Raw genomic sequence first — 16207 nt, forward strand, 5'->3', positions numbered from 1 at the left:
CGCTAATCTGAGCTGGTGAGCAAGCCTAAGAAATCCCAGATGATGAAGCCCTCGACGGCGGCACTGAAGCTCGAGGTCTACCTGCCGGCCACGCCCCCCGAGTTCCAGGACGGCATGGTGTCCCGCGAGCAACTCGACGACCTCCAGCACAACCCGCCGCCGTGGCTCGCCGAACTCCGCAAGAACGGCCCGCACCCCCGGCACGTCATCGCCGCCCGGCTGCGGGTGTCCAACAGTGGGCTGGCGCGCGGGGGCATCACGGATCCGCTCACGACCTCGGAGATCGCGGCCCTGATCGCGGAACCGCCGGCGTGGCTGGTCCGGGAGCGCGAGACGTACGCGGAGGTGCTCCGCGAGCAACGCATCCAGCGGGGCGACACCGGCGCCTAGCCCGATAGTCGCCAGGTGGGGTGATGTTCGGTCGGTCGACCATGCGTGTCCGGCAAGTGTTTACTTTGATCCCACCTGACGCTATCTCGCCGAGATGCCCATTGAACTGCGCATATAGGCCCAGTTAGTGTTCTGGGTATGAGAACGCCGGAGGCGGGCAACCGGGAGTAGTGGGACGCTCGGGCGATGAAGAGGCGTGCGAGCTACCCTGTCGCCGCCGGCTTGTTCGCGGTTTCGGTCGTGTTCGGGCTCGCGGTCCTGATGATTGTCAAGGGGTACGGACCTGAGGTCATCACTCCGGTCGTCACCGGTACGAGTCTGGCCGCAGCGGAACTGATGCGCCGGGTCCAGGTGTCCGTGTCCACACCGTCCCGGTCGGGAGACAAGGCGAGGGACGATGATGAGTCGACCGACCGGTGACGACAGGTCCACCGCGAAGGCCCGGCCCTCGGTCGCGCTGATCGGCAGCTTCCGGCAGCACTTCGCCGAGGTACGGCGGGCCGCAGAGGTCTTCGCCGCCGCCGGGTTCACGGTGAGGACGCCCCCGCTGGTTCCGCTCCGCGACGTCGACCGGGAGTTCGTGCGCTTCGAGACGGATCCCCACCTGTCGCTGGACCACCACATCCAGGACATCACCTTCGACAAGATCTTCTCGTCCGATTTCGTGTACGTGGTGAACCCCGACGGCTACCTGGGCCGCACCACCTCCTATGAGTTGGGGCGCATCCTGGAGCGGGGCATGGCGGTGTACTACGCCGAACCGCCGAAGGATCTTCCCATCGAGATCGCCGAGGGTACGGTGCTGAGCGCCGATGACCTGGTGGCGTGCGTTCTCGGGGAGGTGCTCACCGCGCCGGCGAGACGTCCACGAGTCGCGGCGCTGCCGACTGCGGACATCGTCATCCTCACCATCCGGGACCGCGAACTCCACGTCCTGCTGATCAAGCGTGGAAAGGATCCTTTCCGGGGAAAGTCCGCGCTCCCCGGCGGTTTCGTCCGGCCGGGCGAGTCCCTGGAGGACACCGCGAGGCGCGAACTGGAGGAGGAGACGAATCTCGGAGGCTCTCTCCTCATGGAGCAGTTGCACACCTTCTCAGAACCCGAACGTGACCCGCGGGGACGGATCGTGACCACCGCCTTCCTCGCGATCGCGCCCGACCTGTCGGACGTCCGGGGCGCTTCCGACGCCGCCCGAGCTGACTGGGTGGAGGTCGACGAGTCAATGTGGAGGGATCCCGCGCGGCTCGCCTTCGACCACGGGGACATTCTCCGCCGCGCGCTCGAACGTGCCCGGGTGCTGTTGGAGCACACCACGGTCGCAGCCGACTTCTGCCCACGGAGGTTCACCATCAGCGACCTACGGAAGGTCTACGAGGTGATCTGGGGCGTCACTCTCAACCCGCAGAACTTCCAGCGGAAGGTCCGCGAGGTCAAGGGCTTCGTCATCCCGACCCACGAACGGCGGGACGGACGGCAGGGGCGACCAGCCGAACTGTTCCGGCGTGGTCCGGCCGAGCATCTCGATCCGCCGATGCTGCGTCCGCGCCAGCGAAATAGTCCCTGAGCCCGCTCAGGCCTCCTCCCCGCCCCGTTGGAGCCCGGCCGTGGCGAGCATGTGAACGGCGAAGCGGGCCGCGTTCTCCGCCGCGCGCTGCTGGTGCCGGTCCGACTTGCGGTAGCCCAGGTCGGAGATCGCCTTGATCATGATCCAGTTGGGCTTCTTGCCCACGGTGCACGCCTCGTAGACACCGGCCGCCTCCATCTCCCCGGCGATCGCGTCTGGGAAGTCCTGCCGGAGCTGACCGATCGTCTCCTGCGAGTTGAAGACCGTGTTGGAGCTCAGGACGGTACCGAAATGGACGCGCACTTTGGGGTCGGCCCAGGTCGCCTGCCCGGACTGACAGCTGTTCATCAGCACTGGTGACGGCCCTACGTTCACGCCCCTGTAGATCGTCTGAGGCTTGCCTTCGCGGTCGACGATCTTCCGGTGGTCCATGTTCTGTACCCGACGGGACACGACGACGTCGCCGAGCCGCTGACCCTCGTCCGGCCGTAGGCCGTAGCAGATTCCCACCAGCAGTACATGGTCTGGATGGCACAGCCGGGTGGTCTCCCTCGCCGTCATGAGCATCCCCGACGCCGATCCCGTCCCCTGCTCCGCCGCCTGGACCATGAGCACCCTCGTGTCCTCGACCGGCCCGAGATCGTAGACGGTGTAGATGCCGTGGCGGCGAAGGGCCCACGTCCGGCCGTTGCGGGCGTGCACGGCGGCACGGACCGCGTCACGTTCCTTCTCCGTGACCACCAGGATGAGTACGAGTGTCTCGGTCATCTTCTCAAGTACCTTCTCTTGTCGGTCGCGAGAATCGCGGTTGCGGGTGCTCTCGTGGTAGCCGGCGACGCCGACCACGGCGACACCCGTGAGCGCGGCGGCGCTGACCAGCCAGCCGAGCGACGTCGCCAGCACCGTGCCGGGCGCCAGGCCGGGGGTGTCCTGGAGGTACAGCCGGTTCAGCAGGAAGCGCAGCGCGTCGAAGTAGGTGGCCGGATGGCCCACGCACGCCGCTGGTAGGCACTCCGCGGCCTCGACATTCGCGACGATCCACGCGAGGACCGCCACGACCAGCGCGAGGGCGCCCAGGTAGAGCACCGCGAAGCTGCCGTTCACCCGGTGGCGGCGCGGGCTGGTCAGCCTGCGGCTCGGCGCGTGCAGCAGCAGCGCGGTGCCGTCGGCCGACTGGTCCGCGGTCCGCACCGACCGCTTCACGGTGTCCTCGGCCGCCTTCGTGGTGACACCGTGGGTCACCACCACCAGCGACTCGGTGATCTCGGCCAGGTCCGCACGCGCCTGGTCCCCCACGAACTCCTGGATACCGGCCCGGATCAGTTGCTCCAGCCGTTGGTGGGTGCGGCTGAGGAGGTCATCCACCCGGTCCGCCGCCGGCTGGTGCAACAACGGCACCGACCAGCGGATGGCCGTGAGCGAATCGGACTCGCGGTCGCGCCCCGGCCAGGAGAGCGACCCCATGCCGAGCATCCACCAGAGCTGGAAGACGGCCATGCCGGTGAGGAACGCCGTTATCCACAGCATCCCCGCCAGAACCGCCAGCAGCGCGGGCAAGTAGAGGTGGGCCATGGCAGCCACGACGGCGATCATGATCCCCAGCAGTGGCGGCGCGGCGAAGACCAGCGTGTCCCAGTGCCGGTCGATCCGGCGCAGCAGCCGCAGCGCGTACCCGCCGGTGCTCGGCGGTCGGCCCACCACCCGGGGACGTTGGAGTAGGGCGAACCCGCCGCCGTCCTGCTGGACGACGAGCCCGTCGAGGGAGGCGACGAACAGCAGCAACGCCAGCGGCGCCCGGCAGCGAACCAGCCCCAGCACGCTGCGCGGTCGCACCGCGGACAGCTTCCATCCGCCGTCCGCGGTGCGGCGGACCGATCGTGCGGCGGCCCTCGCCTCTCGCATGGACCAGGTCATGACAGAACCTCCTACGCCCGGCGCTTCAGCGCGTCGGACGCGAGTCGGAACACGTATCCCATCAGGCGGAACGGCGCTACGAGAAGCCAGCCCAGGAACCGGGTGTAGAGCCTCCAGAGCGGCTCCCCGAGCCACGGGACGAAGACCCTGAACAAGTAGAGCAGTACCGTGACCGCGATGAGTGGGGACAGCAGGCTGAGTGTCAGGTTGAGGAGCGCGACGAGCAGGTCGTTGAGCACGAGTTCCCCTCAGATGGTCCGTCGACGGAGGGTCTGGTGAGTGAGGTCGGCGATGGTCCGGCCGAAGGCGAGTGCGGTCTCCTCGGCGTTGGCCCCGTCGAACCGGGTGGGTGCCGCCTCGGGGAATCCGGTCGCCCACTGCCCCGGCACATCGATGCTCCTGCCAGGCGCCAGGAGCCGCAGGTCGTGGACTCCGTGCCGGTTCAGCCGGTCGCGGCCCACGACCGGTGAGATCGGCAGGTCCGCCAACTGGGCGTCGGAGATCAGCACCAGCGCCACGTCGCAACGTGTCGGGGACAGCGCGGAGGTGGCGGTGAGCAGCGGTTCCAGCAGGGTGTCGGCGCCGTCCGAGACGTGGGTGGCCTGCAGGGGCGCGGGGAGGGCGGTGACCGCTGTCGCCGACTGCCGCACCCCGGCGTCGAAGGCGAACTCCACCACGGCCACCTCGTCGTTGTCACGGAGAGTGCGGGGCTGCCGGACCCAGGTCAACAACTGCTCCAGCGCTGCATCCCTGGGCTTCGCGAACAGGGTCATCGAACCTGAGATGTCCAGGCCGACGACCACACGCACGCAGGCCGGGCCCCGCGGGCCGACCAGCTCGGTCCTGCTGAGGGAACTCGGCCGGTCAGACTGTTCCGAGGCAGGCCACAGCCAGGCGGCCAGGAGGGCGAGTGCGAGAAGAACGAGCCCCGTCGTGCGGCCCTTCCCGTTTCGGCCGTCCAGCGAGACCGGCCCGATGAGAGGCCGGTCTCCACTGAGCTTGACGGTCATGACCCACCACTTTCGGGCATGTGGGCGGGCCGGGAGAGATCGTGGCCGTTGGTGGGATCGGCCTGGTTCAGCGAGCCGAACGAGACCCCTTGGACAAGTCCGTTCCGGCCGGGCTCCGGTCCGTCACCGGACGCGTCCCCGACAGGCCGGGCGCCGTTCGCCGGCTGGTCGTCGCCCGGGGCCGAGCGCTGTGCCGGAATGGGAAGGGCGTTCTGGTCGCCCCGCCGTCCCGACCCGGCGCTGGGCAGCTTGTGCAGCGCGCCGATCCGCTCGTCCAGTTCGCGGACGAGAGCCTCCTGGGAGACCGGAGGGTAGGACCGGAGGGTGTCGATGACGTCGCTGACCCGGCGTACGGGATTGAGCGTCATCGGCTGGCCGTGGAGCCTCATGGGCGCGGCCGACGGGACCGCCAGAGCTCCGGGAGACGGGTTCTGGTGGGCGTCGGTCCGGACGTCGACGGCCGCGGGTGCCGGCAGGTGACTGTTGGTGGCCCGGTTGTCGGTGAGCAGGATGCCGCCGGCTCCGTAGACCTGGTCCACCCGTCCGAGTTGCACCTGGATGGCGGCGCGCAGCGCCAGCCAGGCCTTCGTGTGCGCCTGGTTGGCGGCGATCACGGCGTCGCGACGGCGGGCGAGCCTGCGGTCACGTTCCCTGGTGTGCGAACGAATCTCGGAGATCGCGAAGACCCGCGCCACCATGTCGCCGAGGATGACGACCACGAAGAGCGCCGCCATGGCGAACGAGGGCAGCGGGGTGCTGCCGACCGGACGGGTGTCCTCGCCGAACCGCGTGTTCACGAGCGTGAAGACCACGGCCACGACCACAGCCCCCACCGCCAGGGCTGCGATGGTGCCCCAGCGTTCCCTCCGCCCGATCCCCGGGTAGTCCATGACCCACCGGTGCCCGAGGTGGCCGACGATGCGGGCGACGCTGACCCCGGCGAGCGGTAGGAGGATCGCGAGCAGGACTGCGGAGATGCGACCCGTGGCGTACCAGGCCGCCTTGTGGCTGACACCTTCGCTGAACACGCCGTACCAGAAGAACAGCTCCACGATGATGAAGACGATCTCCAGGATCAGGAGGCCCACCCCGCGCAGCATCGGCCGGTGCAGGTCGAAGACCTCCTGGAACCTCCCGTCCTCGTGCGCCGGGGCCGGAACCGGGGTCCGGTGGTTGACCCAGATGGGGTCGTTGACCAGAGTGGCCAGTTCCTGGCGGGCCTTTACGGACTTGTGCGTGCACCGGTTGACGGTCTGCTCGGCCTGGAGCAGTGCCTTGGAAGCGCGCTGCTCCTCTTCGGCGATGGTGTTGCCGACCGTGATCGCGACCGAGACCTCGCCGTTGGTCAGCGCCGTTGGGGTTGGTGCCGTGGACTGCGCCTGCCGTTCCTGCCGCAGCACCATCCGGCGCTGGGCGGCGACGCCGCCCAGCCGACCCGTCAACCGGGACAGGATCTCGCGTTTCATGCCTGGCATCCCTTCGGACCCATCTCGATGACGACCCGACGGTTCTGGGCCGCCGCGTTCTCGTCGTGGACGTTGTTGACGAACTCGGGCACCGCGGGTTGGGTCGACCCGTGGCCGATGGACCTGATCCGGTCTTGGGCGACACCGAAGGACGCGATGGTGCTCGCCACGGTCTCCGCCCTCTGCGTGGAGATGCGCGTCTGGTACTCGGTGGTTCCGTAGTTCGCGGCGTGCCCCGCGACCTCAGCCATCCAGGACGGGTTGGTCACAAGGGTGTTCGCGACGTCCTGGAGCTGCTTCCCTGAACCGGTGCGCAGCTCGACGCTGCCCGCCGTGAAGAGCAGCGAGGCCGGGATCGTGACCCGGGTCCGGCAGCCGACCGTGACACTGGCCGTCACGGGAAGGCGCGCCTCGTCGGGCTGTGTCGCGGGCTTGCCGCCGCCCGCCTTCCCCGGCTCGCTGACGAAGTTGAGCTGTGCCCCGCCTTCGGGCCACGTGAGCGCCGACGTCCACAGGGACTTGAGGTCGGTGCGGGCGGACTCGGGCAGCGAGGCGTTCGTCTCGCCGAAGTTGCCCCAGGTGATCTTCTTGCCGGTCAGCTCGGCGGCGAGGTGCGGTCGGATCCGGCTGGCGAACTCCTTCGGGTCGGCATCGAAGCCGACCGTGTTGATGTCGAACGCGCCAGCGTTGCTGACGCCGTCGGAGACGACCAGGATCTCCGAGGTGCTGTGCCGGGCGGCGGTGTTGAGAGCGGCGACGATATCGCTGCCGGGTGCGGTGGGCTGTGCGCTGTCGCCCCGCATCCAGGTGGAGATGCAGCTGATCGCGATGGCCCGTTGACGCTGGGCGAGGTCCGAGTCGGTGGGGTCGGGGTTGAGAGCGAAGGTCACCACCCCCTGCGGGGTGCGGCCCCGACCGTCGACCGCGATGATCGTGAGCTGGGCCTTGCCCTTCTGGAGGTCCGCCAGCAGCGCGTCGAAGCCGGGAGGCAGTTGGGCCCGGGTCCCCGAAGCGGTGTTGTCAACGACGAGGGCGGCCCGGGTTCCGGTCCCGCCGGGCAGCGCGGCGAGCTTCGCGCAGTCGCTGGCGCGCGCCCCGTCCGCCGTCACGGCGCCGTCAGCCTGGACGTCGGTGCAACCCGACATCGTCACCAGGCCGAACAGGAGGGCGATGACGCAGTACAGCAGACGGTGGAATGTGTTCTTCCCCAGCATGTTTCGAACTCCAGGCGGTGAGAGGTGGTCTCCGGGTCCTCGGGCGGCTGGCGGTCGGCGTGCCTGGTGAGCACGCCGACCGCCGTGGATCGCCCTGGGACTCGCTCAACGGTGAAGGCGGTGCCTTCCGTTTTCCTACCGGCACGTTCCGGTGGCGTTGTCCCAGTTGGTGCTCGCGGGGCAGGGCAGCCCGGCCTCGGCCGGGCTGCTGGTGCCGGTGAGGAAGGAGGTGAGGAGCACGGCGAGGAGCACGGCGCGCAGACACTGACGCATGGGAGGTCCCTTCAAGGAAGGTGGGAAGCGGGAGGACGGGCTTCGCGACGCCCATGTCGGGTCGGCCGTACGTGCCGAACCGAGCGGCAACAGCTTTACTGTCTCTTCGACAATAAGCCTCGGGGTGCGTTTGTGTCAATGGAACAATAAGGTAAGCTCGTGCCGTGGAGAGCCGTGATCATGCCGAAGTCCGCCTGGCCGTGGACCTCGTTGTCCTGACCGTCCGCGAGGACCGCCTCCAACTGCTCGTCATCGTGCGGGGCAACCAGCCCTACCGGGGCCGCCCAGCCCTTCCCGGCGGATTTCTCCGCGAGAACGAGGATCTCCGCGCGGCCGCCGTCCGGGAGCTCGCCGAAGAGACCGGCCTCGCCGGCAGGAGTCTCGTGTTGGAGCAGATCGGCGCCTACGACGCTCCCGAACGCGATCCCCGCGGCCGCATCGTCAGCGTCGGCTATCTCGCCGTGGCCCCCGACCTGCCGGTTCCCACCGCTGGATCCGATGCCACCGGTGCCACCTGGGCGCGGCTCGACACGGTGCGCGGCGCCTTGGCCTTCGACCACGACGAGATCGTGTCCGACGCCCTGGAGCGCGCCCGGACCCGGCTGGAATACACGACGTCCGCGACGGACTTCTGCGCCGAGGTCTTCACCATGGGCGAGCTGCGCCAGATCTACGAGATCGTCTGGGGAATCACGCTGGACCCTCGCAACTTCAGCCGCAGGATCCTCGCCACCGAGGGCTTCATCGAGCCGACCGGTGACCGCCGGGCGCAGGTAACGGGGCGGCCGGCGGCCCTCTACCGCAGGGGACCCGCGAGCCGACTGAACCCACCGATGCTGCGCCCGCAGCAGGGCGAGCAGTGAGCTAGCGGTACAGGTGGATCTGGTCCTCCAACGGGAGGTCCATCAGGTGGTGCAGACGCTCGACCTGGGCCGACGCGTCGTCCGTGGCGAGCCCCTGCTGACGCAGTACCTCGACGAGCGTCGAATACGACACCGCTTCGAGGTACGGCGAGCCACACGCGGCGAAGCACCTGGCGGCGTGCTCCAACGCGGCCACCTGTTCCGTCGGGCGCGCGAGCGCGGCGAACAACTCAGCCCGGGAGAGGTGCACCCTGCCCTCCAGGACCGCGTCGGCGGTTTCCGCGGCCAGTCGGCCCGCCCAGGCGAGTGTCTCGTCCGCCTCAGCGAGGCTGCCGCGTAACCGGGCGAGGTCGCCGTGCCCATGGAGGGCGTACGCCAAGGTGCTGCCCTTGGTCTGCCCGGCCGCGCCGGCGACCGTGTCGAAGTCGTGCCGGGCCTCGTCGAGCTGCCCCAGGGCCAACCGCGCGCGCCCCACCCAGTACGCCGACTGTGCGATCACCCTGGCCTGGCCGAGCGCGTCGGCGGCCCGCCTCGCTCGGATCAGGGAGGTCAGCGCCTCGCTGTGCTCTCCGAGATCCAGGAGGGTCTGGCCGATGAATCTGCTCGTTTGCCAACAGCCCAACGTGTCGCCCGCGCCCTCGTAGCGGCGGAGCGCCTCACGGAAGAGGGTCAGGGGCTCGGCGAGCCGACCCTCGCGACGCAACGCGTTGCCCAGCGTCCGCTGGGCGATGGCCACCCCGTGCTCGTCGCCGCAGGCGGTCAGGAGTTCCACCGCCCGGCGCAGGCTGGGGATCGCGGACTCCACGCCCGCGCGCCGGCTCGCGACCAGCGCCGGTTGGCTCTGGGCGGTCAGCATGACTCCCTCGCCTCGCAGGTCACCAGCGGTCCGGCAGGCATCGAGCGCGGCGGTGTGCGTGACGCGCCAGTCGTCGTAGTAGCCCGACAAGGCGTAGAACTCCTGCGAGGAGAAGGCCAGATCCCAGGCGAGATCGGAGAATCCGAGTCGTGCCGCGTGCGCCACGGCGGCGCGGATGTTGCGCCGCTCGGCCTCGTACCAGGCCTGGGGGTCGCGGTCGATCTCCTCGAGCAGCGACTGTGGCGCGGCCCAGTCGGGGACGTCGCTGTGCACCACCTCGAAGTCGCCGCCGTAGAGGCCGCGATGGGCCCGCCGGACCAGAGTGAGCAGCGCCGCGTAGACCTGGCGGATCCTGGCGCCGTGCTCCGGGCTGGCCGCGTCATCGGCGGACAGGCGCTGGGCGTGGTCGCGGGTGAGATCGTGGAAGCGGTACCGGCCCTCGACCGTCGTGGGTTGGGCGATGAAGCAGGACAGCAGGTCGGAGAGCGCGGCACCCGGATCGCCCTGCGGGCCGAGCACCGCCGCCGCCGTCCAGGCACCGAAGTGCGAGAGCCGGACCCGGCCCAGCGCGACGAAGAGCTGCCGCGCCTCGAGGGTCAGGCCCTGGAACCCGGTCTCGAGCGCCCTGGTCACACTCCGGCTGCCGATCGCCATGGCCGGGGTCCCCGCCGCCGCCAGCCGGTTCACGAACTCGGCCGTCGACCGACCCGGCTCGCGCAGCCGCAGCGACGCGACGATCCGCACGGCCAGCGGCATGCCTCCGCACAGGGTGACAAGCCGTTCCATGTCCTCCCGGGTGTGCGTCAGCTGGCTGTGGTGCCCCCGGAGAACCCTCTCGTAGAGTTCGTTCGTCTCGGCGCTCGAGAGTAGACCGAGCGGGACCATGGGGTGCACGCCGTCGAGATCCGGCAGGGCCCGGCGGGAGGTGACGATGACGCCGCAGTTCCGGGTACGCGGCAGGAGGTCACGAACCTGGTCCTCGCTGACGGCATTGTCGAGGACGACCAGGACCCGGCGGTTGGAGAGTATGTCGCGGTAGAGGCTGAGTCGGTGCGCGCGGGTGTCGGGGAGTCGCTGGGTGGTGAGGCCGCGTAGAGCCTGGGCGAGGACCTCGCTCGTGTCCACCGGCTCGTCGTCCGTGTCCCGCAGTTCCAGGAACAGGCCACCGTCGGGGTAGTCCTCCCGGACCAGTTCGGCGACCCGACGCGCCAGCTCGGTCTTCCCCATCCCGCTCGAACCCGAGATCACCACCTTCTGCAGAGCCGCACGCGAGCCCTTCAGCTGCCAGACAGCCTCGTCCACGAGGTCGGCTCGGCCGGCGAACCACGGGACCGACGGAGGGATCTCCTGAGGGACGAGGACGGTCGGGTCGGAGGTCTCCGGAGGGCGGTAGCCGAGTTCTGCGAGGCGCTGCTCCGCTACGGCGGCGTCGTTCATGATCGAGTAGCAGAGGGTGAGCAGTTTGCGGTCGGGCGACGCGTTGTACTCGGAGTCGAGCGCGTGCGCGTACCGTTCGAACGTCGTCTGTGCCTGGGCGGCCTGCCCGGTGAGGTGATAGGCGAGCATGAGCAGCTCGCAGAGCTTCTCCCGTTTGTGGTCCTGCTCAACGGCGATGACGAGGCGATCGAGGATCTCCGGCACCCGGCCCGCGGCCAACCGCAGGGTCAGGAACCGCTCCTCCGCCCGTGCCCGCCGCTTCATGAGCGCGGCGAGGTCCGTCGGGAACGGTGCCCTGGAGACGTTGGACAGTGGAGGGCTGCCGCGCCACAGCTCCAGGGCGGAGTTCAGCTGCTCCGCCTCGGCGTCGGGGTCGTTGAGGCGCGAGGACTGCTCGACCAGCCTCTGAAAGCGCAGCATGTCCACCTGGTCGGGGTCGACGGTGAGCTTGTACCCCCTACCCCTCAAGGTCTGGATCTGGGCTGTCCCGACGCCGCTCAGGAGCTCCTTGACGGTCGAGATCGCCTTGGGCAGCTGATCGGATATCGGCTGGTCGTCGCCCCATCCTGCCTCTTGGAGCTGCTCGAGGGTGACGAGCCGGTTGGCACGGAGAAGAAGCGCCGAGAGTATTCGGCTCACCTTGCCGCCGGGCACTTTGACCGGGGACTCCAGCGGCCCGATCGTGAGCTCGCCCAGAACGCGGTAGAGCATGTGCCGTCCTTCCCACACCCCCGTGTGGTCACGCCTCTTAGGACCATAGTCGACCGCGACGAGTCCGATTGTCGATGTCCCGACTGAGCGACGAGGGGAAGAAGAGCGGAAGGATTCTCTGACTGAATTACTCATAGTTATCGAAGCAGTACAGATTCGATAGGAGTCGGAGATGATCCCCAGACGTCCTGGCCTACTGGCCGCACCAGTGGTGCCCGGCCAGCCGGCCGTGGCCCTCGCCGCCACAGTCTGCCTCGGTGGTTGGGCACTGGCGCTCTACGCGTTGAGTCGCCATGCCCTGCCCCAGAGGGAGTCAAGTTGGGTGTTCGTGCTGCTCGGCGGTGCTCTTCCGGCTGCGGTGTGGCTCGTCCACCGCGTGGTCACCCACTGGCGGCGGCGTGCCGCGGTGGAGCCGACCGTCTTCACGCGACGCCGTCATGGCACGCTGTCGGGCATCGTCGACAGCGACCGGCGGCAGCTGCGGCCGATCGGCGCCAGTATCGCCGAGGTTGCGGTCCGCACGGACATCCTCCTGGAGTCCTTGCTGCGTGACCCCCGGGTGCGGCTGTTCCGCGGCCTGCGCACCAGCCTGGACGAGCCCCCGGTGACCCACGCCCTCGTCGCGGGCCGCTCGCTGACCCTGATCGAGTCGGTGGCGTGGCCCCCTGGCGCGTATCTCATGGATCCGGACGGGCGGATCCGTTGCGAGGATGCCCCGATCGGACAGTCGGTCGAGCCGCTCCGTGCAACCGTGCGACGCCTACGACGCGAGTTGCCCCGTGGGCATCGCGTCGCGGCGATGGTGGTGGTGCACCGCACCGGACCGGGCGGTCAACAGTTGCCGCTGGACCTCCAGTCGGAGGTCACCTTCACCGGTGCCGACGAGGCGGTCAGTGCGATCCTCGGCGGACTACCCCGGGGCGGTAGGGCCGACTGGCGGACGCTCACGGGTCTCGTGGCGGCGACCGGCAGGGCAGTGGAAGGTTTGCGGTAGGAGCTCGCTGTGGAATGCGGGTGGACGAGTTCTCCGTCCATTTCCCGAGACTGCGAGGACGGCATGCCCGGCTACAACCCGAACTGCGACAACTGCTTCAAGTGCCTGACCTGCCGAGGCAACGGCACGATCGACGAGACCCGCTCGGACCGGGGCAAGGTCTGGAAGGAACGCATCACCTGTCGTACCTGCAACGGGGTCGGCGGTCGGCCCGGCGCGGGGAAGCACCAGCACTCCTGACACCACACGGGTCCCCGGCGGCCGGAGTCGTAGCGACAGCTACGGCTCCGGCCGCCTCCCTCTCCCCGGTGTCGGTTGCGCACACTCACGTTCGTAATTATTGTCATCATGACATTAAGTGGAGGTGGTCGCACGTGTCCGACGACATGGGAATCAGGGAGCTTCTCGTGCTCGAGTACCAGCACCTCAAGGAGGAGCAGCGCATGCGGATCGGGATCCGGGACAACCTGATATACGCGACCCTGGGTTCGATCGCGGCCGTCGTGGTGGTGGCTCTCCAGTCCGAACGGGTGAGTTTCCTGCTGCTCGTCCCGCCGGTCTGCCTCATCCTGGGCTGGACCTACCACGTCAACGACGACCGGATCACGGCCATCGGCAACCACATCGAACAGGCGCTGGTCACCAGGTTCGCCGCCGAGGACAGTGCCGTCTTCAGCTGGGAACGATCCCACCGGGCGGACGCGGGACGACGACGGCGCAAGATCTGGCAGCTCTGCGTCGACCTGCTGACGTATGTGGGAGTGCCGGTCATCGCCCTGGGCTTCGTCGCGCAGCAGCTGCCGTGGTCGGTGGTGGGCGCCACGGCTTGCCTCGTCGAGGGCATCGCCGCCGCCGCCCTCGCCGGACGGTTCATCGCCTCAGCCGTGCGGCGGGTCGCGGTCCCCACCGGCAACCCGTCCGATGCGGGAGTGCGGTCAGCGGCAGCGTAGTAGGCCGACCCGGACCTTGCTCTCGAGAATCCGCCGGGCGGCGTCGGCCACCCGCTCCCGGAAGGCTGCCGAGGTCCGGCTCGCCGATCGCAGCGCGTCGTACATCGGTGCCGCGTCGGACCGGCGCACGGTCAGGACGAGGTCTCCGCCGGCCTGGACGAACCGCACAGCGCGAGTCCCCACCGCCACGTCCCGGACCGCCACGGCGTTGCCCAGGTCGTCAGAGACCACGACACCGGTGAAGCCCAGCCGGCCACGCAACAGCCCGGTGACGATCGGGTGCGAGAACGCCGCGATGTTCTGCGGATCCAACGCGGGATACGACGCCGAGGACATCATCACCGCCCCGGCGTTGGCCCCGATCCCGGCGGCGAAGGGTCGGAGGTGGGGGTCCCGCTCGGAGGTGTCCGGATCGATCGCGCCGGCGGACGTGTCAGTGTTGACGAGCACCCGCCCCAGCCCGGGGAAGTGCTTCAGTGTGGCCAGGAGCCCGGCTGCCTGCGTGGAGTCGACGACCACGACGATGTCGTCGGCGACGGCGCCGGGTTCCGCCCCGAACTGCCGGCCGAACGCCCCGATCGGTGGGTTGCCCCGCCCGAGTTCCGCCGGGACCGTGTCGGCGACCGGACCCAGGTTCATCGTCACCCCGGACGCCACGAGCCGGCGCGCCCAGTCGGTGGTCCGGGTTTCCAGGGTGGTGGGGTCCCAGCCGCCCTGCTCCACCGCCGCCGGGAACGTGGGGAAGTCGCCGCCCCGCAGCGACTGCACCCTGCCGCCTTCCTGGTCGACCGCGACGTGCACCGGCACGTCCCCCGCCGGACCGGCCAGCGCCGCGATGTCCCGCCGCAGGCCCGCCGCGGACCGGCCGCTGCGGCCGGCGAGAAAGACCCCACCCAGGTGGTACTGGCGGATCACCGACCCCATGGAGTCCACCTCGTCGATCGGGGTCCCCACCATGAGCAGCTGGCCCACTCGCTCGTCCTCGGACAGCCGATCGAGCATCCGGTCCGCGCACGACGGCTGTTTCGGGCCGAAGGACGGGGTGGGCGCGGTCCGGGCGGGGGCGGTGCCGATACCGGTGGGCGCCAGCGGCGTCGAAGTCACTCTGACCTGTGACCGTTCCGGCCCCTGTGTGGCCACGAACGCCGCAGCCACGAGGAGTAGAACCGCGACTGTCGCCCAGAGCAGCAGGCGCCACCGGCCGGGACGCGAGTGTCTTCCCTGGTAGAGATCCCTCATGTCGGGACACTCGATGAATGATGGCCAACTGTCCTCAGTGGATACAACGGATGGCCCCTTCGGTGGTGCGCAACGGCCAGAAAAGTCCGACCGTTGACGCCATGTGGCGCGGCCGGTGACCTGGCTAGGCTGAGGTGGCTATTCCACCGGTTCGCCAGTGGAAATTGCACAGCGCGGAATTTGATCACTATTGCGGTGAAGTCAGCCCGACGCGGCCGCCGCGAGGAGGATCCTTGGAGCACCAGACGGAGCCGGTGGCCACGTCGGCGGGCGCACGGCCGGAGTACGAGCCGCCGACGGTCACCCTGCCCGTACCGACGCTGGTCATCCCCACCCTGGCGCACGAGGAACCCGTCCCGGCCCCCCGCCCGGAACCCTCGCACCGGCAGGACTCCCGGCGGGAGAACCACGACCGGACCGAGCGCCCGGCCGCACCGGAGCCGCCCACGAAGCAGTCGGCAACCGGGAATCCGCTGCTCCCGCCCACTCCCAGCCAGGAACGAGCCGGTCAGCGCCTCCCCGAGTGGACGTCCCAGAGCGCCCAGATCGGTGAACGGGCGCCCTGGGAAGCCCTCGACCGCCCGACACTTCCGCCACCCCCGGACCCGCGGCTCGGACCCCCGGTGGCTTCGCCCAGCCGGCGCGGACCGCACCCGCTGCTCGTCGGGGCGGGCGTTCTGGTCGCGTTCGTCGTCCTGGGGGTGACGGCCCAGGGCCTGCGAAACCCCGCCACGGACACCTCGGCTCCCGGTGCCACGCCGACAGCCGGACCGGGACAGCCGGTGTATCCGCCTGCCACGTACCCGACCGGCCCGGTCCAGCGGACGACGGCACCACCCAGCGCGACCCACCCGACCAACCCGGCAGACGCCCAGTCGCTCGCCGACGCCGATGCCGGCTCCGAACTCGCCAGAAAGGCCGACGAGTCCAGCCGGCAGGTCGCGGGCCTGGTCGGCACCTGGGTCGCCCAGGTGTCCGGCAAGTGCGTCGGGGTGGCCGCCGACATCGGCACGGACTGGTTCCCCGACGGCACGGACGACACGGCACGCATCACCGTCCAGCAGATCCTCGGCTACCACCTCGCTATGGGGCAGCGGTTCGGCGCGGTGACGGTGCGGCCGACCCAGTTGGGGATCCCCAGCGACTCGGCGACATCGGGTCCGTGCACGGGGCAGCCGATCTGGATGAGCGTCGTCCCGCGCGGGTACGCCACCCCTGCGGAGGCGAACGCCTGGTGCGCCGCGAACATCGCTCCGGTCCGCGAGTGCGAGGCGCGCTACGTCGCCCCGCCCGGGGAACGGTCCCGGGCGGTCACCCGATACTGAG

The 16207-nt window shown here is 69.6% G+C and carries 16 protein-coding genes; 8 read left to right on the forward strand and 8 right to left on the reverse strand.

The window, feature by feature from the left end:
• The first annotated feature begins 15 nt into the window (after positions 1–15).
• The 3 genes from AB0M43_RS35430 (at position 16) to AB0M43_RS35440 (ending at position 1954) form a co-directional block, all read left to right on the forward strand.
• Positions 16–390: a DUF5997 family protein gene (locus AB0M43_RS35430; RefSeq protein ID WP_363731236.1), complete on the forward strand. Its 375-nt coding sequence runs from the start codon at positions 16–18 to the stop codon at positions 388–390.
• Between the two features lie 186 nt (positions 391–576).
• Complete coding sequence (locus AB0M43_RS35435) at positions 577–810, forward strand: hypothetical protein (RefSeq protein WP_363731238.1); 234 nt, start codon at positions 577–579, stop codon at positions 808–810.
• Positions 788–1954, forward strand: coding sequence for an NUDIX domain-containing protein (locus tag AB0M43_RS35440; RefSeq protein WP_363731241.1), 1167 nt, complete (start codon positions 788–790; stop codon positions 1952–1954). The genes AB0M43_RS35435 and AB0M43_RS35440 overlap by 23 nt, the downstream gene beginning before the upstream one ends.
• Before the next feature lie 6 nt (positions 1955–1960).
• On the opposite strand, the gene AB0M43_RS35445 is transcribed toward AB0M43_RS35440, so the two are convergent.
• The 6 genes from AB0M43_RS35445 to AB0M43_RS35470 all read right to left on the reverse strand — a co-directional run bounded on the left by AB0M43_RS35445 (position 1961) and on the right by AB0M43_RS35470 (position 7831).
• Positions 1961–3787, reverse strand: coding sequence for a hypothetical protein (locus tag AB0M43_RS35445; protein WP_363731243.1), 1827 nt, complete (start codon positions 3785–3787; stop codon positions 1961–1963).
• Positions 3788–3879: 92 nt separating this feature from the next.
• Entirely contained in the window at positions 3880–4107 is a 228-nt protein-coding gene (locus AB0M43_RS35450) for a hypothetical protein (protein ID WP_363731245.1), read from the reverse strand.
• 9 nt (positions 4108–4116) lie between these two features.
• On the reverse strand, positions 4117–4878 hold the full coding sequence (locus tag AB0M43_RS35455) for a hypothetical protein (RefSeq protein WP_363731247.1): 762 nt from the start codon (positions 4876–4878) through the stop codon (positions 4117–4119).
• Positions 4875–6344 (reverse strand): hypothetical protein, encoded by a 1470-nt coding sequence (locus AB0M43_RS35460; protein WP_363731249.1) that lies wholly within the window; start codon positions 6342–6344, stop codon positions 4875–4877. The genes AB0M43_RS35455 and AB0M43_RS35460 overlap by 4 nt, the downstream gene beginning before the upstream one ends.
• Positions 6341–7558: an OmpA family protein gene (locus AB0M43_RS35465; RefSeq protein ID WP_363731252.1), complete on the reverse strand. Its 1218-nt coding sequence runs from the start codon at positions 7556–7558 to the stop codon at positions 6341–6343. Before AB0M43_RS35465 ends, AB0M43_RS35460 begins: the two co-directional genes overlap by 4 nt.
• A gap of 135 nt (positions 7559–7693) precedes the next feature.
• Entirely contained in the window at positions 7694–7831 is a 138-nt protein-coding gene (locus AB0M43_RS35470; protein ID WP_363731255.1) for a hypothetical protein, read from the reverse strand.
• A gap of 164 nt (positions 7832–7995) precedes the next feature.
• Here AB0M43_RS35470 and AB0M43_RS35475 point away from each other — a divergent pair, with 164 nt between their 5' ends.
• Positions 7996–8694 carry an NUDIX domain-containing protein gene (locus tag AB0M43_RS35475; RefSeq protein ID WP_363731258.1) on the forward strand — a complete coding sequence of 233 codons (699 nt, stop codon included), beginning with the start codon at positions 7996–7998 and terminating at the stop codon, positions 8692–8694.
• Position 8695: 1 nt separating this feature from the next.
• Here AB0M43_RS35475 and AB0M43_RS35480 read toward each other — a convergent pair whose 3' ends face one another.
• Positions 8696–11698 carry a BTAD domain-containing putative transcriptional regulator gene (locus tag AB0M43_RS35480; protein ID WP_363731261.1) on the reverse strand — a complete coding sequence of 1001 codons (3003 nt, stop codon included), beginning with the start codon at positions 11696–11698 and terminating at the stop codon, positions 8696–8698.
• Positions 11699–12020: 322 nt separating this feature from the next.
• On the opposite strand from AB0M43_RS35480, the gene AB0M43_RS35485 reads away from it, so the two are divergent.
• From AB0M43_RS35485 to AB0M43_RS35495, 3 genes are all read left to right on the forward strand, one after another.
• Positions 12021–12692, forward strand: a complete 672-nt coding sequence (locus AB0M43_RS35485; protein ID WP_363731264.1) for a hypothetical protein — start codon at positions 12021–12023, stop codon at positions 12690–12692.
• 63 nt (positions 12693–12755) lie between these two features.
• Positions 12756–12932: a hypothetical protein gene (locus AB0M43_RS35490; protein ID WP_363731265.1), complete on the forward strand. Its 177-nt coding sequence runs from the start codon at positions 12756–12758 to the stop codon at positions 12930–12932.
• Between the two features lie 134 nt (positions 12933–13066).
• Positions 13067–13642, forward strand: a complete 576-nt coding sequence (locus AB0M43_RS35495) for a hypothetical protein (RefSeq protein WP_363731267.1) — start codon at positions 13067–13069, stop codon at positions 13640–13642.
• Here the strand turns inward: AB0M43_RS35495 and AB0M43_RS35500 are convergent.
• Positions 13628–14746, reverse strand: coding sequence for a glycoside hydrolase family 3 N-terminal domain-containing protein (locus AB0M43_RS35500; RefSeq protein WP_363731269.1), 1119 nt, complete (start codon positions 14744–14746; stop codon positions 13628–13630). The genes AB0M43_RS35495 and AB0M43_RS35500 overlap by 15 nt on opposite strands.
• A 368-nt stretch (positions 14747–15114) precedes the next feature.
• On the opposite strand from AB0M43_RS35500, the gene AB0M43_RS35505 reads away from it, so the two are divergent.
• The gene (locus AB0M43_RS35505; RefSeq protein ID WP_363731272.1) at positions 15115–16206 is read left to right on the forward strand and encodes a hypothetical protein; all 1092 of its coding nucleotides are present in this window, start codon (positions 15115–15117) and stop codon (positions 16204–16206) included.
• Position 16207 lies beyond the last annotated feature (1 nt).

Origin of the sequence: Longispora sp. NPDC051575 (assembly GCF_040681875.1) — a bacterium.
Lineage (GTDB): Bacteria > Actinomycetota > Actinomycetes > Mycobacteriales > Micromonosporaceae > Longispora.

Coding starts and splice junctions, on each gene's coding strand:
- AB0M43_RS35435 (WP_363731238.1), top strand. CDS start 577: ATGAAGAGGCGTGCGAGCTACCCTGTCGCCGCCGGCTTGTTCGCGGTT.
- AB0M43_RS35440 (WP_363731241.1), top strand. CDS start 788: ATGATGAGTCGACCGACCGGTGACGACAGGTCCACCGCGAAGGCCCGG.
- AB0M43_RS35455 (WP_363731247.1), bottom strand. CDS start 4,878: ATGACCGTCAAGCTCAGTGGAGACCGGCCTCTCATCGGGCCGGTCTCG.
- AB0M43_RS35460 (WP_363731249.1), bottom strand. CDS start 6,344: ATGAAACGCGAGATCCTGTCCCGGTTGACGGGTCGGCTGGGCGGCGTC.
- AB0M43_RS35465 (WP_363731252.1), bottom strand. CDS start 7,558: ATGCTGGGGAAGAACACATTCCACCGTCTGCTGTACTGCGTCATCGCC.
- AB0M43_RS35470 (WP_363731255.1), bottom strand. CDS start 7,831: ATGCGTCAGTGTCTGCGCGCCGTGCTCCTCGCCGTGCTCCTCACCTCC.
- AB0M43_RS35480 (WP_363731261.1), bottom strand. CDS start 11,698: ATGCTCTACCGCGTTCTGGGCGAGCTCACGATCGGGCCGCTGGAGTCC.
- AB0M43_RS35490 (WP_363731265.1), top strand. CDS start 12,756: ATGCCCGGCTACAACCCGAACTGCGACAACTGCTTCAAGTGCCTGACC.